This window comes from Vibrio sp. PBL-C16 (genome assembly GCF_034321865.1).
GTDB lineage: Bacteria > Pseudomonadota > Gammaproteobacteria > Enterobacterales > Vibrionaceae > Vibrio > Vibrio alginolyticus.
In genome coordinates, this window is the sequence record NZ_JAXLNY010000001.1 from 72,254 (window position 1) to 96,078 (window position 23,825).

The following is a 23,825-nucleotide window of genomic DNA, read 5'->3' on the forward strand; positions in this document are numbered from 1 at the left end:
GGGTAAATGAAACAGGCACCAATGATTAACACACAATTCTGGGATGATTTGTTTATCCGAGGCACTATGCCTTGGGATGCCCAATCGACACCTCAAGAACTCAAGGACTATCTCGACAATTCACTTCATGTAGGCCAGTCAGTGTTTATTCCTGGGTGTGGTGCCGCTTATGAACTGAGCACTTTTATTCAATATGGGCATGACGTGATCGCGATGGATTACAGCCAAGAAGCGGTAAAAATGGCGCAATCAACGTTAGGTAACTACAAAGATAAAGTCGTATTGGGTGATGTATTTAATGCCGATTTTTCTCACTCGTTTGATGTCATTTACGAGCAGGCCTTTCTCGCAGCACTACCGAGAGATATGTGGTCAGAATACTTTTCGATGGTGGATAAATTATTGCCAAGCGGAGGTTTTCTAATTGGTTTTTTCGTCATTGATGATAATTACCTATCACGCTTTCCTCCATTTTGTTTGCGAAGTGGGGAGTTGGCATCTTTTCTAGAGCCCACGTTTGAACTTGTGAAGTCCTCAGTGGTGGCAAACAGTGTTGAGGTTTTTAAAGGCAGAGAGCAATGGATGGTGTGGCAGAAACGTTAGTCGTCACTGAGACTTCTTTAGAAAGTATTCGCGGAAACTGTCTGGTTCTTTGTGAATCGCTGATACATAAGTCTTCACTCTATGCCTGATGGAATGCTCACATAGTTTGTCGGTTTGTGTGAAACATTAATTTCTCGTTGCTGGTTTAAGTTGTTGAGATATCTCTAACAGCGGTCGAGTGGTTGAGTTTATTGCCGGCACGGGTTGTGTGCTCAGAGCGTAAAGCGACAGATCAGCATCGATCCGAAAGGTAGTAGAACGTCTCTCACTGATCTGTCTATTTCATGCTTATACTATTTTAGGTTGACCATCTGATGCGGTGGCACCGCCGTCTACAGGTAGGTTTACGCCATTAATGAAAGATGCGTCATCACTTGCCAAGAAAGTCACGACAGACGCAATTTCTTCAGGTTCGGCTGCTCGGCCAAGCGCAATGCGCTCATTGAATTTATCGCGGATGTCCTGCGGCCAGCCGTTTGTCATGTTGGTTTTTACTAAACTTGGGCATACGGCGTTAATTCTTACCCCATCCGCACCATGGTCCAATGCCATCGCTCGGGTAAGGTTCACCACTGCGCCTTTACTCGCGCAATAGAATGCGGCACCCCAGTCACCACCCAAACCCGAAACGGACGCGGTATTTACCATACAACCTTTCGTTTTTAAGAGTTCAGGCAAAGCAAACTTCGCGCAATAAACAACACCATCAATGTTTACACCAGAGATCTTCTTCCAGTCTTCCACACTACCTTCAATCACGGAACCAGGGACATGTACGCCAGCATTGTTTACTAAAATATCCAGTTTACCGAAACGGGTAACAACATCAGAAATCAGTGCTGCGACTTTTTCTGGGTCAGAAACATCAATAGAATGCGCAGACACACGCTGTTTATCAAAGCCCTCAACGGCGTTTGCCAATTGCTCTTCATTCCAATCGGCAAGAGCGACGTTTGCGCCTTCTTCATACAAACGTTTTGCGATGGCCAAACCAATACCATTGGCAGAACCAGTGACGAGTGCGACTTTATTTTTTAATCCTCTCATGCGATTTCTCCTTCGAAACTTACAAAAACGGGATCTTGATTTTTCTCTGTGCGCGGCAACATCAGTTTGTCGTTGTCGCTGTAATCTACGGGGATAGCCACCACTGCTGGTCCTTCAACGTCCATGGCTTTATTCAATGTCGGTAGCAATTCGTGTTGACTAGTCACTGCGAAGCCTTTCGCGCCAAATGATTCGGCGTACGCCTTGAAATCAATTGGTCCAAATTTCACACCAGAGCAGCGCTGATATTTGTTGATCTCTTGCATTTCTACCATGTTGTAGGCGTTATCAACCCACACAATATGGACGATATTACAGTTCAGTCTAACCGCGGTTTCTAACTCCATGCTCGATTGCATAAAACCGCCGTCTCCTGATATCGATACCACTTTGCTACCAGGTTTTAGTAGGCTGGCACCAATGGCCCATGGTAGTGCAACGCCCATTGTTTGTTGGCCGTTAGACACCAGCATTTGGCGAGCTCGAAAACAACTTAAGTAACGAGCGATCCAGATGTGGAAGCTCCCCATATCAAGACATAGCGTGGTATCTGGTGTGATGATAGATTGCATGGCTTTAATCAGTGCCAGTGGATGAAATCCTTGCTTGTGATAGACATTGGGATAGGTTTTGATCACTTGCCGTTGCAGTGCTACCTCTTCCAGTACTGAAAGTGCCGTTGGGGAAAGGCGGGCATATTCAGAGATATAGCTGCCCATCTTGTCTAATGACTGCGCAATGTTTCCGACGATTTCAACACAAGGCTGATAATTAAGTTGGTATTCTGCCGGTTCAATATCGAGGTGAATCACTGGGTTGCGGTGGCTGTTCCAAAGCTCAGGGTCATACTCTATTGGGCTAAAGCCGATGGTGAGAATTAAATCGGCGTCCCGCAGTAAAACATCGCCAGGTTGGTTATTAAACAAACCGACACGCCCAGCAAAGTGATGATAGTAATTGATGTCTACCGTGCCGGCGGCTTGGTAAGTGCCGATAACGGGTAGCTGCGTATTTTGAAGAAATCGGGCGATAGCAGCAGCGTTTTGACTGCGGCTCGCGTGAAGGCCAAGTAAAACCACACAGCGCTTTGCTTTACTGATTCGACTGACCGCTTCTTCGATTGCTGCGATGTCTGCGCAACCAGGCTGTGTGTAAGGCGAGGGGACAATAATGTCCGTTTGGGTTTGCTCGGATAAAACATCTTGGGGGAGACTCAAAAAGCAAGCCCCAGGACGACCTGACTCTGCGATACGAAATGCGTTCGCCATGATCTCGCTTGCGGCGTCCACATGCTGCACTTCAGCACTGAACTTAGTTATAGAGCGAAAAATACTGACGGTATCCATGCTCTGGTGTGTTTGTTTTTGCTGGTCAGTTCGTTTCACCGCACCACCGATAGCAATCAGCGGATCGCCTTCGGAGTTTGCTGTTGCCACTCCCGTAACTAGATTTCCACAGCCAGGGCCTGACGTAACCATGGTGACGCCTGCTTTGCCGGTTAGTCTTCCCATAACGCCCGCCATAAATGCGCCGTTAGCTTCGTGGCGTACCGGAATCATTTGGATGTTAGTGTCTTCAATCGCATCGAACAGTCGATCGATTTTTGCACCGGGAATACCGAAAATGTACTTAATGCCGAGAGACTCTAGCTGTTGAGCGATCAACTGAGATCCATTTTTATTTGAAGGTTTGGATTGCATTTGTTGTCCTTATTATTTGCCTGACTTTGTTACTTTTCCGCCTTTTCTATGGCGGTATTTATATCTTCCGGAGCCAAATTGGCGTTGAGGAAGTCTGTCGATACCGGGGTATCAATCACTAGCCGCGAGACTTTGCCAATCTGGAGGAACCCTGACGAAATGCTGTAATCCTGAATATGACCACCTCCTTGGCGGTCATCGGTAATAAAGTGTTCGTGATAGCCGGGCACATTGATGCCAGTCGTATATTTAGGACTGCGAAAGCCGGCGACCACGCCTTGCTTATGCGTGAAGCGGAACGTTGGTTGTTCTTTGACCACTTCAAGCATTGGCCGATAAGGGCGTGTTTGTTTAGGTACGGTGCGAGTACGAACTGAATCGAAAACGCCATCAATGCGCACTGCGCAAAATAGGTTATCGCTTGGAACCATCTCGTCTATGATGCTATGGACTTCATGACGTGACATGCGCGATGTCAGTGGCAGCTCGATATCAGGCTTAAAAAAAGTCATGACAGCAAAGGGCGTTTTTTGCGCCAGGTCTGCCGGGTTTGCGGAGCCATCCGACTTGAGTTGAAAAACTTCCTTATCAAACGCAATCAACTCACCATCCAATTCATTGAACGTACCTAAACCAAAATCCCCATGTTTCAGCAGTTCTTCTATGGTTGTTGAGCCTTCGTAAACACCAGCGATCAAAGCACTCATTAACGAAGTCTGATAAATCTCACCATCTCCGGTAACGTGATGGTATTCAGAAAATTCTTTCGCTACTTCAAGCGAACAAGCACATAGAGGGTTATAAAATCCACGCATGAGTAAGACCAGTTATGCAATGAAGAGTATATTTAGATTGACTTCTACACGGTGCTAAATCCAATATAAAAAAGATTTATTTTGATATGGAAAATATATGGAATTTCGCTACCTGAAGTATTTTGTTGCGGTCGCCGAGACTCGTCACTTTACCCGAGCAGCTGAACAGTTAGGGATTGCGCAACCTCCTTTGAGTCAACAAATCAAAAAGCTAGAGCACGAGCTTGGCGTGGACTTATTTAAGCGCTTGTCTAGAGGAGTAGAACTGACCCATGCAGGGCAAGTCTTTTATACGGATGCGGTAAATATTCTTGCTGATGTGGAACGCGCTAAAGCAAAAGCCCGACAGATTGCCCGTGGTGAAAATACGCAGGTTAAAATTGGGTTCGCGACGTCAACATCAACCTGCATTAAGGTATTGGAGAGGATTGGGCGTATTCAAGAGAATGGGGTTCATTTACAGACGGCGGAACTATCAATGCCAGAGCTTGCCACTCAGTTAAAAAGCAAACAACTTGATCTCGCAATCATGCGGCTACCCTGTTACGCCAGTGAGCCTTTTGAGCACAAGGTGTTGTTTAACGACCCGTTTGTCGCGGTGATTCCGGCGGGGCACGAACTGGCAAAATATCCCTGTATCCAGATGAAACAGTTGAGAGGCCATAAAATTTTACTGTTTCCACGAGAGACGGGCCCCGCATTGTTTGATGGCATGAGCACACTTTTTGCCGACGCAGGAGTAAGGCTCGAACCACAGTTCGCAGCACCGCAACTTCGTACGACGATTGCCATGGCGCAGGCTGGGTTAGGTATCGCTCTCGTTCCGCGCTCACTGGCTGAACATCTCGATGATTCCGCGACAGTCGCCGAGATTGATGATATCCCCCTAACCAGTCGTGTTGTCGTTGCTTGGGAGGCGTCTAATCTCAATAAACAAGCGTTAAAAGTAGCCACGAACATCGGTCATGTTGAGGCTTAAAGATGAGTCATCGAACTGGCTCTGATAGCCACAGGCAAATGTGATACTCTCACTCGTTATATGCAAAGCTATGCTTTGGTTGAATAGACAAATCTTACTCCACGAATAGAACTTACTGAGGATGTACCAATGATATACGCTGCGGTCTTTGATATGGACGGGTTGCTGATGGATTCAGAACCTTTGTGGAAGGAAGCGGAAAAGCTGGTGTTTTCATCAGTTGGTGTCCAAGTGACCGAAGTGCTGTCAAAGCAGACTGCAACTATGACGACAGGTGAAGTAACAAGGTTTTGGTATGAACGTAATCCTTGGCAAGAAAAGAGCCTAGAGGAAGTAGAGAATGCTGTTGTGGATAAAGTGGAGGCATTAATAATTGAAAAAGGATGCGAATTAGAGGGTGTTACAGAAACACTCAAATTGCTTAAGGAAAAAGGGCTTAAGATAGGGTTGTCTACTAATTCACCTTATCAACTCATTCCCATCATTTTGAACAAACTCGGTATTGCCAGTTACTTTGACGCGATATCATCGTCAGACGATGTAGAGCAGGGTAAGCCAGAGCCAGATGTCTACCTTTCAACAATCAATAAACTAGGTGTAGATTCAAGTAACTGTATTGCCTTTGAAGACTCTTATTCGGGCATGCTTGCGGCAACACGAGCAAACATAAAAACAGTCGTGATACCTCAACCTGATAAGTTCTACCAAGAGTTTAATGAAGCCAGTCTAAAGCTGCAAAAGCTATCAGAGTTTAATGAAAGCCATTTAGTGGATTTAATAGGATAAAGCTATTCATTACGATTAGTAATATTTATGACAGATGTCATACCATATAGAGAGCTTTGATGAGATGTTAGTTGCTTATGTGTAGGAGTGGTGAGGGATGAAATGAAGCTTAATGTCGTTGCATATTTGATCAAAGAAGGCTACGAAGAGGCCGATATAATCAACCCTAAGAAACAAGAAGAAAGGTGAAGTGCACTTGCCATTTTTTTTCAAAAGTAAACCTGCGTCATCACAGTAGACGGTTACAAAACATGGGTTTTACGGTTGAACTAGCCAAGATAGATGCATAAAAAGACTAACAAAGCATTTAAGAGGAACTCCCGAGGCTTGTCATTTTTAGGTTTCGTTTTTGCAGTGTAGTGGTTTCGGGTTAGTGATAGCGTTGTTTACAACTTAATGCGGCGTTAAACAGCAAGGATGATGGATGATTAAAGCGCAAATATATGATGTATTTTGTGATGAATTGGCTAAAGGTAACCCTTGTGGCGTTGTCGAACTAAATCACTGGCTGAGTGATTCTGAATTACTTCAAATCACTCATCAGGTCGCTCAACCTGTCACATCATTTATGGTTCAGTCTGGCAGTGACTACCACATTCGCTGGTTTAGCCTAGAAGGAGAGATCAACCTATGTGGACACGGAAGTTTGGGCGCAGGCGCTGCAATCATTTCCAACTATCATCAGAATGAGATCATTCTAAAAAGCCAGTATGGCCATATTACCGTTACTGGACTGGATGGAATGTACAGGATCGTGATGCCAAGTTGGCAAGCCAAACCTCATGCCATCCCCTTGGGTATTTCAGGCTTTTCCAATGACCCCGTAGATGCTTTTACAACGCGTGATTTGGTTGTTGTTCTCGAATCCGAAGATGATGTTGTTCGCTATCAACCTAACTTTGATGAGCTGATTAAAATTGATGAGTTTCATGCGGTCATCGTGACGGCTCAAAGCTCTGATAGTGGCTATGTGCTGCGTTACTTTGCACCTAAAATCGGTATTTCAGAAGATCTTGCCACAGGCTCGGCTCAGTGCTCATTAGCGCCTTATTGGTTTGAAAAGCTGGGCAAAGAAAAATTGACGGCTCGTCAGCTATCTCGTGCTGGTGGTTATTTTGAAGTGGCTCGTGGTTCAGAATCTACGATCGTATTGTCTGCACACGTGAAAAGTCGGACTTGAATGTAAACGCCTCTAGCTCCTAACGCAAGAGCTAGAGGTCCCCATTTTTTATTGACTTAAAAGTGCCGAGCTAAGATTTTAACCCTGCAGCGGTCATCATGACGCGAAATAACATAGACACTAACCCTAATGCAGCGACGCTAACGACCCATATTCCAATCATCCAAGCCCATTGGCGGCACCAATTTTTGATTTTCATACTCACTCCTTATCAACTCGTTAATGGTACGCTTCGCCTTCTTTTACTTTTCCGGAGAAGACGTAGTAACTCCAAAAGGTGTAAGCCAGAATGATCGGGATGATGATCACTGCTCCAACGAGCATAAAGCGCTGACTGCTTGCAGGAGCCGCTGCTTCCCATATTGATATGCTAGGAGGAATGATATTTGGCCAGATACTGATGCCAAGCCCTGCGAACCCGAGAATCACGATCACTAGCGCCATCACGAAAGGGCTGCGCTCTTTACGCTTTTTAACGGAGTCAGCAATCTTCAAACATACCAGTCCAGTAATGACTGGTACGGGCAGTAAGTAGAACAAATTCGGCAGAGAAAACCATCTTTCCGCAATGGTAGGGTAAGCAAGTGGAGTCCAAGCGCTCACAATGACTAATGCGGAGATCATCGCCAGTAGTGTTTTATTAGTGAAGCGGTACATCGTGTTTTGCAGTGCACCTTCCGTCTTCATGATGAGCCATGTGCTACCGAGCAGCGCGTACGTTGCGACTAAACCCAAACCGCAAAAGATGGGAAAAGGGGTAAGCCAGTCTAGTTGGCTACCTACGAAGACGCGGTTTTCCACCGCAAAGCCTTGAATTACCGCGCCAACAACGATGCCTTGGAAAAACGTGGTTAAAATCGAGCCGACCATAAAAGAGCGATCCCAGAACTTTAAGTGGTTTTCCAATGCTTTAAAGCGAAACTCAAACGCTACGCCACGAAAGATCAAAGCAATCAACATCAACGTCAAAGGGATGGTTAGCGCTTCAATAATTACCGCGTAAGCCATCGGAAAAGCGCCAAATAGAGATGCGCCTCCAAGCACAATCCAAGTTTCGTTACCGTCCCAAACTGGCGCGACACTGTTGACCATGACGTCTTTTTGTTTTTCATCCTTGATGAAGGGCATCAGTATTCCAATACCCAAATCGAAGCCATCCATGATGATGTACATCAAAGTGGCAAAAACGATGATCGCGAACCAAATCACGGATAAATCAAAATGCATATTCTTTACCTTAACTTTGTGACAAATTCTAGATGCGGCCTGAAACGGTCGTCATGTCGTGCTCATCGTGTTCGATTGCATCGGGGCCTTTCTTGATTTGGTGGATCATGTAGTAATACCCAAAACCAAACACCAAGCTGTACACAACAAGGAAACACAGCAGGCTGATGCTCATTTGTAGGTCTCCGTGTGCAGAAACCGCGTCACGCGTTTTTTGTACGCCATACACGACCCAAGGTTGCCGACCAACCTCTGTCGTAAACCAGCCAGCGAGTATTGCGATAAGACCAGATGGCCCCATAAACAATGAAAACTTGAGGAACCAACGCGAAGTATAAAGCGTGTTCTTTTTTCGTAACCATATGCTGTAGAAGCTTTGAAAAATCATCAGAAGTCCTAGCCCGACCATGATTCGAAATGACCAAAAGACGATAGGTGAGTTCGGTCGTTCCTCTTTCGGGAAGTCTTTCAGCGCCGGGATTGGCTCAGTTAAACTGTGGCGTAGGATCAAACTTCCTAAAACAGGAATTTCTAAGGCATAGTCTGTGCGTTCTTGTTCCATGTTTGGCATGCCGAACAATATCAATGGGGTTGGCTTGCCATCGCTGTTATCCCAATGTCCTTCGATGGCAGCGATTTTGGCGGGCTGGTGTTCCAGAGTGTTTAGCCCGTGCACATCGCCAATCACGGCTTGGAGTGGCGCAAGGAACACTAAGATCCCGAGCGACATCGAAAACATGGTTTTTACCGCAGTCGATTGATTGCCTCTCAATAAATGCCAAGCGGCTGACGCGCCTACAAAGAGTGCTGAACTGACGAAAGCCGCGACGCTCATGTGCGCCAAACGATAAGGAAATGAAGGATTGAAAACGATAGCAAACCAGTCGGTTGGCACCACACGTCCGTCGACAATTTCATAGCCTTGTGGCGTTTGCATCCAACTGTTGGAGGCGAGAATCCAGAACGTCGAAATGATCGTTCCTAACGCCACCATCGAGGTTGCAAAAAAGTGCAGCTTTTCGCCGACGCGACGCCACCCAAACAGCATTACGCCAAGAAATCCGGCTTCGAGAAAGAAAGCCGTTAACACTTCATAAGTCAGTAATGGGCCTGTGATAGAACCAGCGAAGTCGGAGAAACCACTCCAGTTGGTGCCGAATTGATAGGCCATGACAAGACCAGATACAACACCCATTCCAAAGTTAACCGCAAAAATTTTCGACCAGAAGTGATAGAGCTTTTGGTAATCGGGATTACGTGTTTTTAGCCATAAGCCTTCCAGCACGGCGAGATAGGTGGCCAAACCTATGGTGATAGCGGGGAAAATAATATGAAAGGATACCGTAAAGGCGAACTGTATCCGTGCAAGCATAAATGCGTCGAGGCCAAACATTAAACTTCCTTTGATCTTTTAAGTTTTATGAGAGAGCTATTTTAAAAGGAGCGGAATGAGGGAAGTAGGTACAGACAGTGACTATAAACCTATAACAGATTAAATATTGAAGTGTTATTATTTTGAATTCGGCTTTATGGAAGGGGATTTGCGTTTGGCGAAGTATCAAGAGTTAGTGGAACAGCTTAAAAGGCAGATAAAATCGGGGATATGGCATCCGGGTGACAAGCTGCCTTCGCTGCGTCGCCAATCTGAACACTCGGGTTTGAGCTTGATGACGGTGTTGCACGCGTATCAAATTCTGGAATCTCAAGGCTGGGTCACGTCACAGCCGCGATCTGGTTATCGAGTCGCGCCCAATATTAAGAGCTCAAATGAACCCCAAGCGCCAGCCGCGGTTTCGTGGACTGAGCAGGTAGACATCAATGAGTTTATCTTTGATGTTCTGCAGGCGAGTAAAAATCCATCCATGATCAATTTTGGCTTTGCCTATCCAGACCCAAGTTTGTACCCACGATATCACGTGAATCGGGCGATGAGCGCAGCCGCTCGCAATATGCCGATTTCCACCACCTTTGATAACTTACCGCCGGGAAACGAGCAATTACGCACCATCATCGCGAAGCGTTATGCTGCGAAAGGCATTGAAATTTCACCCGATGAAATTGTCATTACGGCAGGCGCGCTGGAGGCGTTAACGCTCAGTTTGCAAGCCTGCACAAGACCGGGAGATTGGGTGGTTGTGGAGTCGCCTGCATTTTATGGTGCATTGCAATCCTTAGAGCGGTTAGGTTTGAAAGCGCTCTCAGTAAGAACAGACCCAGTCACGGGCATTGACCTAGACTCATTGGAACGAGCGCTGCAAACACACGATGTGAAAGCGTGCTGGCTGATGTCGAACTTCCAGAATCCTCTGGGTTTTACGCTTTCTAACGAGAAAAAACAAAAGCTGATTGAACTGACACAGCGATATAACGTGCCAGTGATTGAAGATGACGTGTACAGCGAACTGCATGCAGGGAATGACTCGGTTTATCCACTAAGAATGTTTGATGACACGGGCAATACCATGTTGTGCTCCTCGTTTTCAAAATCATTAATCGCAGGGCTACGTATTGGTTGGGTTGCGGCGGGAAAGCGGGCGCTAGAGGTACAAAAGTTACAGCTAATGAGTACATTAGCGACGAGTGCACCAGTGCAAATGACATTGGTGCATTATTTAACAAGCCGCAATTATGAATCGCATTTGAAGCAGTTACGGAAAAAGCTGTTTGAACGTAAAAGTAAGATGACGGTTCTGCTTAGTGAGCTGTTACCTGAAGCAGTCAAAGTGTTAAGCCAAAGCGGCGGGTACTTTATTTGGTTAGAGCTTCCCGAGCATATTGACGCCTTGCAGATATATCGAGAAGCGCTAAAAGATAATATCAGCATCGCACCGGGTAAGATGTTCAGCCTGACAGAACAATACGATCACTGTATTCGTCTTAACGCTTCTTTTGAGCTCAATGACAAATATGTTCATGCTCTCAATCTGCTTGCTAATATTATTCGCGATCATTTGGCGAAATAGCGACTTTTTTCAGTTTTTTGGTTTAATGGAGCGCGCCGGATTTCCAACAACTCGATCGCCCGGCGCAACGTCTTTGGTTACAACAGAGCCAGCGCCGACGACGGCCTCATCGCCAATGGTCACGCCTGGCAGTATGATTGCGCCCCCACCAATCCAAACGTTATTGCCAATTTTTACCGGTTTGGCGATCTCATCTCCGGCTAAGCGTCTTTGTGTATCGAGTGAATGAGCGGCTGTGTAAATTTGCACTCTAGGCCCAATCATGACGTTCGCGCCAACCTCAACCTGCCCATTGTCCAGAATAATGGCATCCCAGTTGATGTAGGAGTTTTCCCCGATGGACAAGTGACAACCGTAGGTAAGTTGTAGCGGTGACTCTATACAGGCGCTGTTTTTTAATTGGACGCCCATTTCCGCCAATAGTTGTCTACGGATATCTGGGTTTGGCTCTTGGTTAAATTGGAAGACAAGCTGAGCGGTTTTGGCGCGCATTAGCTTTAGTTCTTCATCCAGACAATTATAGGTTTCTCCAGAGCGCATCCGAGTCAGTTCTGACATGACAATCATTCCATCAATGTTATTTGCAACAAGGTGCATAATAAGTGAGAGTGATTCGAAGTGAAAATTTGATGCTTAAAAATCAGAAAGTTATCACTGATTTGCCTTGCGTCTCAAGTTGGTTGATTGGCTCGTTTAGTTCACAAAGACGTACTCCCTAAATGGCTTAATCGGTTGAAGCCAAAGTGGGAAACCACTCGAAGCGTTTTACGTAGATTACTATATAGTTAATAAGAAGAACTTAATTGAGCCGCTTGCGCTATCGATTGGGCTAAAAATATAAGACTTATGCGCACTGGCTTGCTGGCAACGATGAATCAAGAGTGAGCACTTTATGTTCGAACGGGTCATTTCATTTTTAGAAACAACACTGTTTACCTTTAACGAACAACCTATCACGTTGTGGGCGATATTGATGGTGCCGACATGGGTCATTGTCGCTTTATGGTTATCGAAAATTTTGATCAAAACCGTTACGTCAAGAATGTCTTCATCGGGGAAAGACCCAAACGTGATTCATTTGGTTAAACGGATATTATTTGTCATCGCTCTCGCCATTATTTTTATGACCACACTTTCGATGATAAATGTGCCAATTACCGCGTTTGCCTTTCTGTCTGGTGCCATCGCTATCGGCTTCGGTTTTGGTGCGCAAAACATCATTAACAACTTCATAAGTGGCTGGATTTTGATTGGTGAAAAGCCAATCCGAATTGGGGACTTTTTAGAGGTTGAGGGCGCCAAAGGCACTGTCGAGCAAATAAATACACGCTCAACGAGAATCAGACGAACCGATGGTGTTCATATGCTCATACCCAACAGTCAGTTGATTGAGAACGTGGTGATCAACTGGACGTTATGCGACAGATTAGTCCGTGGCTCTGTCGTCGTCGGTGTCGCGTATGGGAGCGATGTCAAACAGGTTGCTGCCTTAATGGCGGAAGTGACTTCGCAGCAAGCGCAAGTTCTGAGTTCGCCAGCGCCAGATGTGTTTTTTCAAGACTTTGGTGACAATGCTTTGATCTTCGAATCTTATTTTTGGATTAACTCAACGGTTGAGGGCGGTATTCGCTCGGTCGCAAGTGCCATGCGTTTTGAAATCTACGAAGCTTTCGAAAAGCACGGCATTGAAATCGCGTTTCCACAACGAGATGTGCACATTGATGGGCAAATCAAGTTGTCTAGGGAGAGAAACGGATAGGGCGATAAGCGGTATTGGTGTTCTTATCTTGGTGTCGAGTAACCATAGCGAGGCGGTCACAACACGGATTCACCTCGCTAGAAACCAGTTTGAAGGCGTTATTGGTTGTCCCACATGACTTCGCATTCTTCTTTGATTGCTGATTTTAGCAACTCAATCAGTGGAAACGCTCTGCGTCCTAGGCTTACCGCGGGCTCTGCTTGTTCTTCCTCTTCGTCTACATCAGTAGGGAGGTTTTCTTCAGCTGCATTTTTCGCAGATAGAGCAGAAGTTAATCTTGATAGCGCGTCAGGAACATCTTGAGCGGAAATTGATCCCGGCACCGTGCCGCTGTGACCCATCATTTTGAGCATATCTAATGCAATATCACCAAACATTGTGACGTTTGAGTGGCTTCGACAACGAAATGTTATGAGCATTTACCTGATCCTGTTTTATATGTTCGGTTTGAAACTAAATTGTAGCTGAAATCAGATACTAATTAATGTGATGAAGACCGTTGAGCGTTAAGGTTTTTAATGAGTAACAACAAAAAACGGGCACGTACGTCTGCATGCCCGTTGAAATACATTACCTGATTGGTTGTTGATGATTTACAAGCTATACGGATCGCCCAGAGCTAATGCGACCCTAGAAGCAGGAGACTTTCCTAACGCACGGCAAATTTGCCAACCTGCTTGATTGATGATGTTGAGATCAACCCCCGTTTCAATCCCGATCTGCTCACACAGATAAAGCACATCTTCCGTTGCAACATTGCCACTGGCCCCCTTTGCATAAGGGCAGCCGCCCAAACCAGCTACAGCGCTGTCAATGGTGTTGATGCCCATTAATAAGGCTTGGTAAATATTGGCTAGTGCTTGCCCGTATGTGTCGTGGAAGTGCACTGCTAATGCGTCTTTCGGCAGTTGCGTTAACAGCGAATCCAGCATGGCGATGACGCGATTTGGGGTTGCCTTACCGACAGTATCGCCCAGAGAAATTTCATAACATCCCATATCAAACAACGTATTGGCGACCGCAGTGGTTTGCTCTGGCTTGATTTCTTCCTCGTATGGGCAAACCATGGTGCAAGACAAATACCCGCGCACAGGTATGTTGTGCTGCTTTGCTAGTTCGATCACGGGCTCAAAACGAGAGAGGCTTTCCGCAATGCTGCAGTTGATGTTCTTCTGGCTGAACGCTTCTGAAGCGGAGCCAAATACCGCGATTTGCTTTACGCCGCTTTCCAGTGCACGTTCTAACCCTGCGAGATTTGGTGTGAGTGCGCTATAAACCACGTCAGGCTTTTGCGTGATACCTGAAAATACTTGATCGGAATCGGCCATTTGAGGCACCCATTTCGGCGAGACAAAAGAGCCTGCTTCAATGTGTTTTAAGCCACTGGTGCTTAGCTGATTGATCAAACGGATTTTATCAACCAGCGTCACTGCCGTTTCATTCTGCAAGCCATCACGCGCGCCAACTTCGACGATATTAACCTTCGCTGGTAGCATATTCGTGCTCCTTATCTTCACAGACATTATCGGGTGCAGAAATTAAATGCAGTAGGATGGAACCATGCTGTACTTGGTCTCCATGTTGATAAAACACTTCATCAACGGTTGCTGCTACCGGAGCGGTAATGGTGTATTCCATTTTCATTGCTTCGAGTACCAAAAGCGGATCGCCCGCCGCCACTTCGTCACCTTTAGCCACCATAACTGCTGAAATTATGCCGTTGAGTGGTGCGGTTGGACTTAGTTCATCATCTACATCTTTTGCAGAGTCAAAGTTAGGTTGATGAGCGAACGTGCGCTGCTGACAAAGATAAAATAGTGTTGTTCTTTGTTCATCGCTAAGTGCATTAAAGGTGTAACGCACATTATCAATATCGACGATAAACTGGTTGTCACTTTCAAGCAGGATGACCTGATGCAGATCCTCGCCGCATCGGACAGTGAAGTGAGATCCTGTATCTTGCGATGATTGTTGCAAACGTGCCTGATGGTTGGCATTGGCATCCGTGAAGTTAAATCGGTAAACGTTGTCAACTGACAGTCTAAAACCTCGTTTGGTTGGCGCGGGTAACGTTGAGCTGTCTGATTTTGAAATGAGATCATTCCAACGAGCAACCGCCGCCAATGTAAGCCAGATTGAATCCGAGACGTCTTGCTGCTCATTTATGCCTTGTTGATGTCTTACGAGGAAACCTGTATCGAGCTCAATCTCGGCAAAGGCTGGCTGCGAAATAATACTGTGCAGATAACCAATGTTTGTCGTTACGCCACGTACGTGATATTGAGTTAACGCCTGCTTAATCTGCTTTAGAGCGATATCACGAGTTTGCCCCCAGACGATCAGTTTGCTGATCATTGGATCGTAATATTCGCTGATGCTATCGCCTTGGGTAACACCACTATCAACGCGTACGCACGCTAGGCGCACACTACTGTCTGATACGGGTTCTTTTAAGTAATCAATGCGGCCAGTCGACGGCATAAAGTCATTGTCTGTATCTTCTGCGTAAATTCGCAGCTCAATTGAATGACCGTTGTGGGTGATTTCAGATTGCGAAATAGGTAAATGCTCGCCAGCTGCGACTTTTAATTGCCACTCCACCAAATCAACACCGGTGATCAATTCAGTAACAGGGTGTTCAACTTGCAGACGAGTATTCATTTCCATGAAGTAAAACTCACCGCGGCTATCGAGCAAGAACTCCACCGTGCCAGCGCCAACATAGTCGATCGCTTGAGCGGCCTGAACCGCAGCTTCACCCATTTGTTTACGCAGTTCATCACTAAGACCGGGAGCTGGTGCTTCTTCGACTACTTTTTGGTGACGGCGTTGAATGGAGCAATCGCGATCAGAAAGATAGACACAGTTGCCATGTTGGTCAGCAAATACCTGAACTTCAACGTGGCGAGGCTGCAATATGCATTTTTCGATTAGAAGCTGCTTATCGCCAAAGCTTGAAAGTGCTTCACGCTGCGCTCCGTCGATAGCCAGCGGCATTTCGGCTGCGCTGTTGACCACTCGCATGCCTTTGCCGCCGCCACCTTGTGTTGCTTTAAGCATCACTGGGTAACCGATTTTTTCAGCTTCCGCTAATAAGTGCTCTACGCTGTTGTCTGTGCCGTGATAGCCGGGAACCAAGGGCACGTTCGCCTCAGACATGATGGCTTTGGCTTGCGACTTCGAACCCATTGCTTCAATTGCGCTGGTGGAAGGGCCAATAAAAACAATGCCATTTTCGCTGCACGCTTTCGCCAGTTTCGGGTTCTCGGAAAGAAAACCATACCCAGGGTGGATAGCATCGGCTTGCCATTTTTTCGCAGCGCCGATAATTGCATCGATATCGAGATACGATTCACTCGCAGGAGCGGGGCCAATGAATTCAGCGAAATCCGCTTGTTTAACATGTAAGCTGCTGCGATCCGCTTCGGAATAGACGGCAACCGTCTCTATAGCCATGCTTTTTGCGGTTTTAATGATTCGGCAGGCAATTTCACCGCGGTTTGCGATCAGTATTCTTTTAAACATGATTCCTCCAATTGGCGGCGCGCTTTTCAAAAAATGCAGCTAGTCCTTCTTGTCCTTCACTGGACACGCGAGCGGTTGCAATAGCTTGGCTGGTGTATTCAATTAATGAATGATCGATAGGTTGGTTATCACAGCGTAAACAAAGTGCTTTTGCAGCCTGCATGGCTTGTGGACCGTTGTTGAGCAGGTGATCAATGGTGCGATTGACGGCTTCACGTGGTTGAGCGTCTATCTGATGAAGAATACTCATCGATAGCGCGGTTTCGGCATCAATCAGTTCCGCGGTTAAAAAGTAGCGTCGGCTCTGTCTTTGTCCAATCGCTCGGATTACGTAAGGTCCGATGGTGGCGGGTAACAAACCGAGCTTCACTTCACTCAAACAGAAGCGGCTTTCAGGTGTACCAATAGCGATATCGCAGCAGCAGATAAGCCCAAGTGCGCCGCCAAATGCAGCGCCGTGCACCATAGCAATGGTTGGTTTGCTAAAGGTATCCAGCGTATGCAAAAGTTTTGCTAGTTGCTGTGCATCTTGCAGGTTTTCACTCTCGGTTTTGGTGGCCATTGACTGCATCCAGCCCAGATCTGCTCCCGCAGAAAAGTGTTTTCCCTGTGCAGTTAACACCAGTGCACGGAGAGAATCGTCCTTTTCGAGCTGTTCTAGTGTTTCAATTAGTGAGGCAATCAATGCGTCATTAAACGCGTTGTGTTTTTCTGGCCGATTCAGGCTCAACCAGGCAACGCCATTGCTGTCTTTTTCAAGCAGTAGTCCGGTCATGTGACTTCCTTTGTCTGACATTTCAGTCTGTATTTCAATGCTCGCTAACCATTACTTGTTAAACATCGGTATTCGCGAGGAGTTAAGGTTTGCCTTGCATCCGACTACATACGGAAGATGCCAAATTTACTGTCTGGTATGGGCGCATTAAGCGCAGCAGACAGAGCAATGCCGACAACATCACGGGTTTTCGCAGGGTCAATAATGCCGTCGTCCCACAGGCGTGCACTGGCGTAGTATGCATGGCTTTGAGTCTGATATTGCTCCGCAATTGGACGTTTGAACGCTTCTTCTTCCTCCGCGTTCCAGCTTTCACCTTTGCGAGTTTTGATATCGCGGGTCACTTGCGCCATCACGCCAGCCGCTTGCTCTCCACCCATGACGGAGATGCGCGCGTTTGGCCACATCCACATCATGGTTGGATCATAAGCGCGGCCACACATGCCGTAGTTTCCTGCGCCATACGATCCACCAATCACTACGGTAAACTTCGGCACGTCTGCACACGCAACAGCAGTTACCATTTTCGCACCATGTTTGGCGATGCCTTCGGCTTCGTACTTCTGACCGACCATAAAGCCCGTTATGTTCTGCAAGAAAAGCAGAGGAATTTTGCGTTGTGCGCACAGCTCAATAAAATGAGCGCCTTTTTGTGCTGATTCCGAAAATAGAATGCCGTTGTTAGCGACAATGCCAATCGGCATACCGTGAATATGGGCAAAGCCACAGACCAAGGTTTCACCGAATAACGCTTTAAATTCATCAAATTGTGAGTCATCAACAATTCGGGCAATGGCCTCTTTAACATCAAACGGCTTTTTAAGATCGGTACCGACGATGCCGTACAGCTCTTGCGCAGGAAAGCGTGGTTCCTGTGGTGCTTTTTGCTTGAGTTGAACGGGTTTCAAGTGGTTGATTTGTGAAACCGCTTGTCTTGCCAACTCTAACGCGTGGTGATCATTTTCTGCGTAATAGTCCGCCACACCAGAGGTACGGCAGTGAACGTCTGCGCCACCAAGATCTTCCGCGCTGACTTCTTCACCTGTCGCTGCTTTTACAAGAGGTGGACCTGCCAAAAAAATCGTGCCTTGTTCTTTGACTATGATGGATACGTCACACATGGCAGGAACATAAGCGCCGCCAGCGGTACATAGCCCCATGACCACCGCAATTTGTGGAATGCCTTTGGCCGACATACGGGCTTGGTTGTAGAAAATACGGCCAAAATGGTCTTTATCTGGGAATACCTCATCTTGGCGGGGTAGGTTAGCGCCGCCAGAGTCGACTAAGTAAACACACGGCAGTTGGCATTTTTCTGCAATTTCTTGTGCTCTTAAGTGCTTTTTCACGGTGAGTGGGTAGTAACTGCCGCCTTTTACCGTCACGTCGTTCGCGACGATCATGCACTCAGTGCCGTCAATCACACCCACACCTGCAACCACTCCAGCACATGGAACGTAATCTGGATACACATCCCAACCCGCGAACTGGCCAATTTCTAAGAAGGATGAACCGGGATCGAGGAGGGCAAGAATGCGCTCACGTACCGGAAGTTTGCCTTTCTTCTGCTGATGCTCACGTGCTTTCTCGCCGCCACCATCTTCGATTTGCGCAGTCACGGTATAGAGTTGATCCACGAGCGATGCCATAGAGCGGTAGTTTTCCTGATACTGCTCTGAATGGGTGTTAATATTGGTCGTCAAACAAGCCATAAATAGCCGATCTCCATTCGGTAGACGGGTGTCACCACCCGTTTTTATTTAGGTTGAATAAGATTTAGATTGAATAAGGAAGTTGTTTCGAGTTAGAACGCCTAGGTATGACTATTAAGCGCTTTCGTTAAACAATTCGCGACCAATAAGCATGCGGCGAATTTCTGAAGTGCCCGCACCGATTTCATACAGCTTGGCATCTCGCAACAAACGGCCCGTATCAAACTCGTTGATGTAGCCGTTACCGCCAAGTAGTTGAATCGCATCCAGTGCCATCTTGGTTGCCAGCTCTGCGCTGTAGAGGATCGCGCCAGCAGAATCTTTACGTGTGGTTTCACCGCGATCACAAGCGGCAGCGACGGCGTAAACATACGCTTTAGCGGCATTCATTTGTGTGTACATATCCGCGATTTTTGCTTGAACTAGCTGGAATTCACCGATGGATTTACCGAACTGTTTACGGTCGTGAATGTAAGGCACAACGATATCCATACACGCCTGCATGATGCCAAGTGGGCCGCCTGCAAGCACCACACGTTCGTAGTCGAGGCCGCTCATCAATACTTTCACGCCTTGGTTTTCTTCGCCGAGAATATTTTCCGCAGGGACTTCGCAGTTTTGGAAGACCAGCTCACACGTATTCGAGCCGCGCATACCCAACTTGTCGAGTTTTTGTGCTTGAGTAAATCCAGGGAATCCGCGTTCCACAATAAACGCCGTGATGCCTTTGGAGTGCTGGCTTGGGTCGGTTTTTGCGTAGACAACATAGGTGTGTGCATCAGGGCCGTTTGTGATCCACATTTTGTTGCCGTTTAGCAGGAAAATATCGCCTTTACGTTCCGCTTTAAGCTGCATAGAGACCACATCAGAGCCGGCGCCGGGTTCACTCATAGCAAGGGCGCCGATATGTTCACCGGAGATGAGCTTAGGTAGGTGTTTCTCTTTTTGCGCTTGTGTGCCGTTACGGTGGATTTGGTTGACGCAAAGGTTGGAGTGAGCGCCGTAACTTAACGCAACCGAAGCGGATGCTCGGCTGATTTCTTCCATAGCGATAACGTGGGCGAGATAGCCCATGCCTGCACCACCAAACTCTTCGCTGGTGGTCACACCTAAAAGACCCATGTCACCTAATTTGGACCAAAGATGGTTTGGAAAGTCGTTAGTTTGGTCGATAGATTGCGCTAGCGGCGCAATTTCTCTTGCAGCAAAACTATTGATTTGCTCGCGAAGCAAATCGGTATTTTCGTCATAAACAAAGTTCAGGGAAGAGTAGGTAGATTTCATTGCGTGTCCTTGCCTTTACGTCACCTACATCCCAGAGTTGAGGTGTTAGGTGACTTTTTCGCCTTTCATGGATCTCAGTGTGTTTTGGCATCGCAACTGCGCAGCATTTAACTCCATCATTACCGCTTGAATGTCGTTTGCTTGCTGTTGCAATGCTGCCTTCTTCTCTTCGATCAACCGAATCATATAGTTCAACTGCTCAGTACTTTGATCGGTATCGTAGAGTTCAAATAACTCTTTGATATCTGCAAGAGAAAAGCCCAATCGCTTACCTCGCAAAATCAGCTTTAGTCGAATTCGATCGCGACCATTGTAGATTCGAGTGTTGCCTTTACGTTCTGGAGTTAGGAGACCTAAATCTTCGTAGAAGCGAATGCTTCGAGTAGTAATGTCGAACTCTTTCGCGAGCTCGCTGATCTTAAATGTGTTCATTCCTTAACCTTACGACTTTCGTATAACATTTACATGAATATACAATTCGTTAACGTTAAAGTAAACAAACAACATCCACTCTTGAGCCTTGATATCACTCGCATTTACTCGAAATCAAAGAATCACTCGAACAAACAATAACCTCAAACTTGACGTTAACGTAAATGTTAGTATAGTTATGACGTAAACGTCAACAAAAGGTTAATGGAATGAAAAATGAAACATGGATTGTTGCCGCTAAGCGAACGCCTATCGGCTCTTTTCAAGGTGCATTAGCTTCAACAGATGTCACGGAACTCGGTGCGAAAGCCATTCAAGGGGCGCTAGCCGAAAGCCAACTCGATGTGCACAAAATAGACGAAGTGCTGATGGGGTGCGTTTTACCCGCCGGTGTGGGGCAAGCGCCTGCAAGACAAGCAAGCCTTAAAGCTGAAATGCCACAATCGATTGGTTGTACGACACTGAACAAAGTTTGTGGATCGGGTATGAAAACCGTGATGCTGGCATATGACCTTATTCAATCTGGTAATGCGCATGCTGTCATCGCTGGTGGCATGGAAAACATGTCGTCTTCTCCTTATCTATTAAAGAAAGCGCGTGATGGTTTCCGTTTAGGTCACGAGCAAGTGCTTGATCACATGTTTTATGACGGGTTGCAGGATGCCTACCAAGGCGAGCTGATGGGTGTCTTTGCAGAACAGACGGCGCAAAAGTATCAGTTCAGCCGTGAAAGTATGGATACCTGGGCGCAACAGTCGGTGACTCGTGCGCAGCAAGCAATCGAACAAGGTTTGTTCAAAGAAGAGATCGTGCCTGTTAACGTAAAAAGTCGACGCGGCGAAACCCTGGTTGTAGATGATGAGCAACCGAGCAAACTCGACGTCACTAAAATTCCTACCTTACGCCCTGCGTTTGCCAAAGATGGCGGCGTAACCGCAGCAAACTCTAGTTCCATTTCGGATGGTGCGTCGGCAATGATCTTAGTCGATAGTGAGTTTGGTCGTCAGGAAAACCTTCAGCCTCTAGCCAAAATTGTCGCGTACAGCACGCATGCAAGACAGCCTGATGAGTTCACCATCGCACCAGTCTTCGCGATTGAATCGCTGCTGGAAAAAACGGGCTGGGACAAATCAGACGTGGACCTTTGGGAAATCAATGAAGCGTTTGCAGTTGTAACGCAGTACGCAGTGAAAGCGCTTGAGTTGGATGCAAGCAAAGTGAATCCACGTGGCGGCGCATGTGCGTTAGGCCATCCAATTGGTGCAAGTGGTAACCGAATCCTCGTCACTTTGATTCACGCTCTTAAACAGGCAGGCGGCAAACGCGGTGTCGCATCACTTTGTATTGGTGGTGGCGAGGCAACCGCTATCGCGATTGAAATCTGCTAAATCACTCTCAACAAAGTTTCACTTACATAACAGTAGTCAGTAACAAGCTGAAAAATACAAGGATGTCATCATGACAGAACAAGTAAAGCAGTATATCGGTGGTGAATTTGCCATCTCCGATTCAAAACAATGGCTAGATGTAACCAACCCGGCAACCAACGAAGTGATTGCACAAGTACCTTGTGCCACGGAATCGGAAATGAATGCGGCGATTGCCAGCGCAACAGAAACGTTCAAACGCTGGAAAGAAGTTGCAGCGCCGGAGCGTGCTAGATTGATGTTGCGCTACCAACATCTGTTAAAAGAGCAACACGATGAGTTGGCGATACTGCTTTCAAGTGAGACAGGCAAAACCCTCGCGGATGCAAAGGGTGACATTTGGCGCGGAATTGAAGTGGTAGAGCAAGCTGCAAACATTTGTAGCTCAATGATGGGCGAAACGGTGGAAAACGTCGCGACCAATATTGATGGTTACTCTTACATTCAACCGCTCGGTGTTTGTGCTGGCATCACACCCTTTAACTTCCCTGCGATGATCCCATTGTGGATGTTCCCGATGGCGATCGCTTGTGGCAACACCTTTATTCTAAAACCTTCGGAACAAGTTCCGCTGACTGCAATGAAATTGGCGGAGCTATTTGAACAAGCTGGTGCACCAAAAGGCGTATTGCAAGTTGTTCACGGGACCAAAGAGCAAGTCGACCGCATTCTGACTGATCCAGTCGTTCGTGCGATCTCTTTTGTTGGCTCTGTGCCCGTTGGTGAGTACATCTACAAAACAGGTACAGACAACCTGAAACGCGTGCAGTCATTTGCAGGTGCTAAGAACCACATGGTCATCATGCCGGATGCAAACAAACAGCAAGTCATCAATAACCTAGTTGGCGCGTCAGTTGGTGCTGCAGGCCAACGCTGTATGGCGATTTCGGTTGCCGTATTTGTCGGCGAAACCAAAGAATGGATTCCAGAGCTTAAAGAGGCGTTAGCTCAGGTTCAGCCTGGCGCGTGGGATGATGAAACCGCTGGTTATGGTCCGCTGATTAGCCCTCAAGCGAAGCAGCGAGTGGTGAATCTGATTAATGAAGGCAAAGCGTCAGGCGCGAATTGTGTTCTGGACGGGACAGACTGCCAAGTGCCTGGTTTTCCGAACGGTAACTGGGTGGGGCCAACACTGTTTACCAACGTGACCACAGACATGTCGATTTATCAGGAAGAAATTTTCGGGCCTGTGCTGTTAACTATGGAAGTGGATGACCTAGATGAAGCGATTGAACTGATCAATGCAAACCGCTTTGGTAATGGTACGTCTATTTTCACGGCGAACGGCGCTGCCGCGAGAAAGTATCAACACAATATCGAAGTAGGTAACGTAGGCATCAACGTTCCGATTCCGGTGCCATTGCCATTTTTCTCATTTACTGGGTGGAAAGGCAGCTTCTACGGCGACCTGCATGCTTACGGTAAACAAGCGGTTCGCTTCTACACCGAGACGAAAACTGTCACCGCGCGTTGGTTTGAAGATGACATTCCAAGCGGTCCAAACATGACCATTCAACTTAGCTAATTACTGGATTAGCGACACCTCTAGCCAAGCGCCATCGTTTAAGTGGGCTTGGCTCGGATACAAATGCAACGAATTAGACCTTAGGA

General features: G+C 46.8%; 23 protein-coding genes. 9 read left to right on the forward strand and 14 right to left on the reverse strand.

Annotated elements, in window-relative coordinates; all coding sequences use genetic code 11:
• The first annotated feature begins 6 nt into the window (after nt 1–6).
• Nucleotides 7–603 (forward strand): methyltransferase domain-containing protein, encoded by a 597-nt coding sequence (locus tag UQW94_RS00280; RefSeq protein WP_322141895.1) that lies wholly within the window; start codon nt 7–9, stop codon nt 601–603.
• Nucleotides 604–891: 288 nt separating this feature from the next.
• On the opposite strand, the gene UQW94_RS00285 is transcribed toward UQW94_RS00280, so the two are convergent.
• Genes UQW94_RS00285 through budA form a run of 3 tightly spaced genes read right to left on the reverse strand, consistent with a single transcriptional unit; the run spans nt 892 to nt 4,165 of the window.
• Nucleotides 892–1,650, reverse strand: a complete 759-nt coding sequence (locus UQW94_RS00285) for an SDR family NAD(P)-dependent oxidoreductase (protein WP_017820351.1) — start codon at nt 1,648–1,650, stop codon at nt 892–894.
• Nucleotides 1,647–3,350: an acetolactate synthase AlsS gene (gene alsS / locus UQW94_RS00290; protein WP_322141896.1), complete on the reverse strand. Its 1,704-nt coding sequence runs from the start codon at nt 3,348–3,350 to the stop codon at nt 1,647–1,649. The genes UQW94_RS00285 and alsS overlap by 4 nt, the downstream gene beginning before the upstream one ends.
• Before the next feature lie 29 nt (nt 3,351–3,379).
• Nucleotides 3,380–4,165: an acetolactate decarboxylase gene (gene budA, locus UQW94_RS00295; RefSeq protein ID WP_017633685.1), complete on the reverse strand. Its 786-nt coding sequence runs from the start codon at nt 4,163–4,165 to the stop codon at nt 3,380–3,382.
• Between the two features lie 97 nt (nt 4,166–4,262).
• On the opposite strand from budA, the gene UQW94_RS00300 reads away from it, so the two are divergent.
• The 4 genes from UQW94_RS00300 (at nt 4,263) to UQW94_RS00315 (ending at nt 7,110) form a co-directional block, all read left to right on the forward strand.
• Nucleotides 4,263–5,144 (forward strand): LysR family transcriptional regulator, encoded by an 882-nt coding sequence (locus UQW94_RS00300; RefSeq protein ID WP_213869871.1) that lies wholly within the window; start codon nt 4,263–4,265, stop codon nt 5,142–5,144.
• A gap of 129 nt (nt 5,145–5,273) precedes the next feature.
• Complete coding sequence (gene hxpB, locus UQW94_RS00305) at nt 5,274–5,930, forward strand: hexitol phosphatase HxpB (RefSeq protein WP_322141897.1); 657 nt, start codon at nt 5,274–5,276, stop codon at nt 5,928–5,930.
• 185 nt (nt 5,931–6,115) lie between these two features.
• Nucleotides 6,116–6,220: a DUF6119 family protein gene (locus tag UQW94_RS00310; RefSeq protein WP_309474410.1), complete on the forward strand. Its 105-nt coding sequence runs from the start codon at nt 6,116–6,118 to the stop codon at nt 6,218–6,220.
• A 134-nt stretch (nt 6,221–6,354) separates the two neighbouring features.
• Nucleotides 6,355–7,110, forward strand: a complete 756-nt coding sequence (locus UQW94_RS00315; RefSeq protein ID WP_005382695.1) for a PhzF family phenazine biosynthesis protein — start codon at nt 6,355–6,357, stop codon at nt 7,108–7,110.
• Nucleotides 7,111–7,180: 70 nt separating this feature from the next.
• Here UQW94_RS00315 and UQW94_RS00320 read toward each other — a convergent pair whose 3' ends face one another.
• The 3 genes from UQW94_RS00320 to UQW94_RS00330 are packed head-to-tail and all read right to left on the reverse strand — an operon-like array spanning nt 7,181 to nt 9,730.
• Nucleotides 7,181–7,309, reverse strand: a complete 129-nt coding sequence (locus tag UQW94_RS00320) for a DUF2474 domain-containing protein (protein WP_074190543.1) — start codon at nt 7,307–7,309, stop codon at nt 7,181–7,183.
• A 20-nt stretch (nt 7,310–7,329) separates the two neighbouring features.
• Nucleotides 7,330–8,337, reverse strand: coding sequence for a cytochrome d ubiquinol oxidase subunit II (gene cydB / locus UQW94_RS00325; protein ID WP_213893482.1), 1,008 nt, complete (start codon nt 8,335–8,337; stop codon nt 7,330–7,332).
• Between the two features lie 28 nt (nt 8,338–8,365).
• Entirely contained in the window at nt 8,366–9,730 is a 1,365-nt protein-coding gene (locus UQW94_RS00330) for a cytochrome ubiquinol oxidase subunit I (RefSeq protein ID WP_005373264.1), read from the reverse strand.
• 136 nt (nt 9,731–9,866) lie between these two features.
• On the opposite strand from UQW94_RS00330, the gene UQW94_RS00335 reads away from it, so the two are divergent.
• Nucleotides 9,867–11,300 carry a PLP-dependent aminotransferase family protein gene (locus UQW94_RS00335; protein ID WP_322142176.1) on the forward strand — a complete coding sequence of 478 codons (1,434 nt, stop codon included), beginning with the start codon at nt 9,867–9,869 and terminating at the stop codon, nt 11,298–11,300.
• 9 nt (nt 11,301–11,309) lie between these two features.
• Here the strand turns inward: UQW94_RS00335 and UQW94_RS00340 are convergent, their stop codons facing one another.
• Nucleotides 11,310–11,858, reverse strand: a complete 549-nt coding sequence (locus UQW94_RS00340; RefSeq protein WP_322141898.1) for a sugar O-acetyltransferase — start codon at nt 11,856–11,858, stop codon at nt 11,310–11,312.
• A 334-nt stretch (nt 11,859–12,192) separates the two neighbouring features.
• On the opposite strand from UQW94_RS00340, the gene UQW94_RS00345 reads away from it, so the two are divergent.
• The gene (locus UQW94_RS00345; protein WP_005373258.1) at nt 12,193–13,059 is read left to right on the forward strand and encodes a mechanosensitive ion channel family protein; all 867 of its coding nucleotides are present in this window, start codon (nt 12,193–12,195) and stop codon (nt 13,057–13,059) included.
• Between the two features lie 98 nt (nt 13,060–13,157).
• Here the strand turns inward: UQW94_RS00345 and UQW94_RS00350 are convergent, their stop codons facing one another.
• From UQW94_RS00350 to UQW94_RS00380, 7 genes are all read right to left on the reverse strand, one after another.
• On the reverse strand, nt 13,158–13,478 hold the full coding sequence (locus UQW94_RS00350) for a DUF1840 domain-containing protein (RefSeq protein WP_005373256.1): 321 nt from the start codon (nt 13,476–13,478) through the stop codon (nt 13,158–13,160).
• Nucleotides 13,479–13,652: 174 nt separating this feature from the next.
• Nucleotides 13,653–14,555, reverse strand: a complete 903-nt coding sequence (locus UQW94_RS00355) for a hydroxymethylglutaryl-CoA lyase (RefSeq protein ID WP_262634420.1) — start codon at nt 14,553–14,555, stop codon at nt 13,653–13,655.
• Nucleotides 14,536–16,584, reverse strand: coding sequence for an acetyl/propionyl/methylcrotonyl-CoA carboxylase subunit alpha (locus tag UQW94_RS00360; RefSeq protein ID WP_322141899.1), 2,049 nt, complete (start codon nt 16,582–16,584; stop codon nt 14,536–14,538). The genes UQW94_RS00355 and UQW94_RS00360 overlap by 20 nt, the downstream gene beginning before the upstream one ends.
• Nucleotides 16,577–17,359 (reverse strand): enoyl-CoA hydratase-related protein, encoded by a 783-nt coding sequence (locus UQW94_RS00365; RefSeq protein WP_213969772.1) that lies wholly within the window; start codon nt 17,357–17,359, stop codon nt 16,577–16,579. Before UQW94_RS00365 ends, UQW94_RS00360 begins: the two co-directional genes overlap by 8 nt.
• 104 nt (nt 17,360–17,463) lie before the next feature.
• A complete protein-coding gene (locus UQW94_RS00370; protein ID WP_322141900.1) occupies nt 17,464–19,071 on the reverse strand; it encodes a carboxyl transferase domain-containing protein in 1,608 nt (535 codons plus the stop codon).
• 114 nt (nt 19,072–19,185) lie between these two features.
• Complete coding sequence (locus UQW94_RS00375) at nt 19,186–20,355, reverse strand: isovaleryl-CoA dehydrogenase (protein WP_020480277.1); 1,170 nt, start codon at nt 20,353–20,355, stop codon at nt 19,186–19,188.
• A gap of 45 nt (nt 20,356–20,400) precedes the next feature.
• Complete coding sequence (locus tag UQW94_RS00380) at nt 20,401–20,787, reverse strand: MerR family transcriptional regulator (RefSeq protein ID WP_005373242.1); 387 nt, start codon at nt 20,785–20,787, stop codon at nt 20,401–20,403.
• A 209-nt stretch (nt 20,788–20,996) separates the two neighbouring features.
• Here UQW94_RS00380 and UQW94_RS00385 point away from each other — a divergent pair, with 209 nt between their 5' ends.
• Complete coding sequence (locus UQW94_RS00385; protein ID WP_322141901.1) at nt 20,997–22,175, forward strand: thiolase family protein; 1,179 nt, start codon at nt 20,997–20,999, stop codon at nt 22,173–22,175.
• A gap of 70 nt (nt 22,176–22,245) precedes the next feature.
• A complete protein-coding gene (locus tag UQW94_RS00390; RefSeq protein ID WP_005382664.1) occupies nt 22,246–23,739 on the forward strand; it encodes a CoA-acylating methylmalonate-semialdehyde dehydrogenase in 1,494 nt (497 codons plus the stop codon).
• Nucleotides 23,740–23,825: the final 86 nt, after the last annotated feature.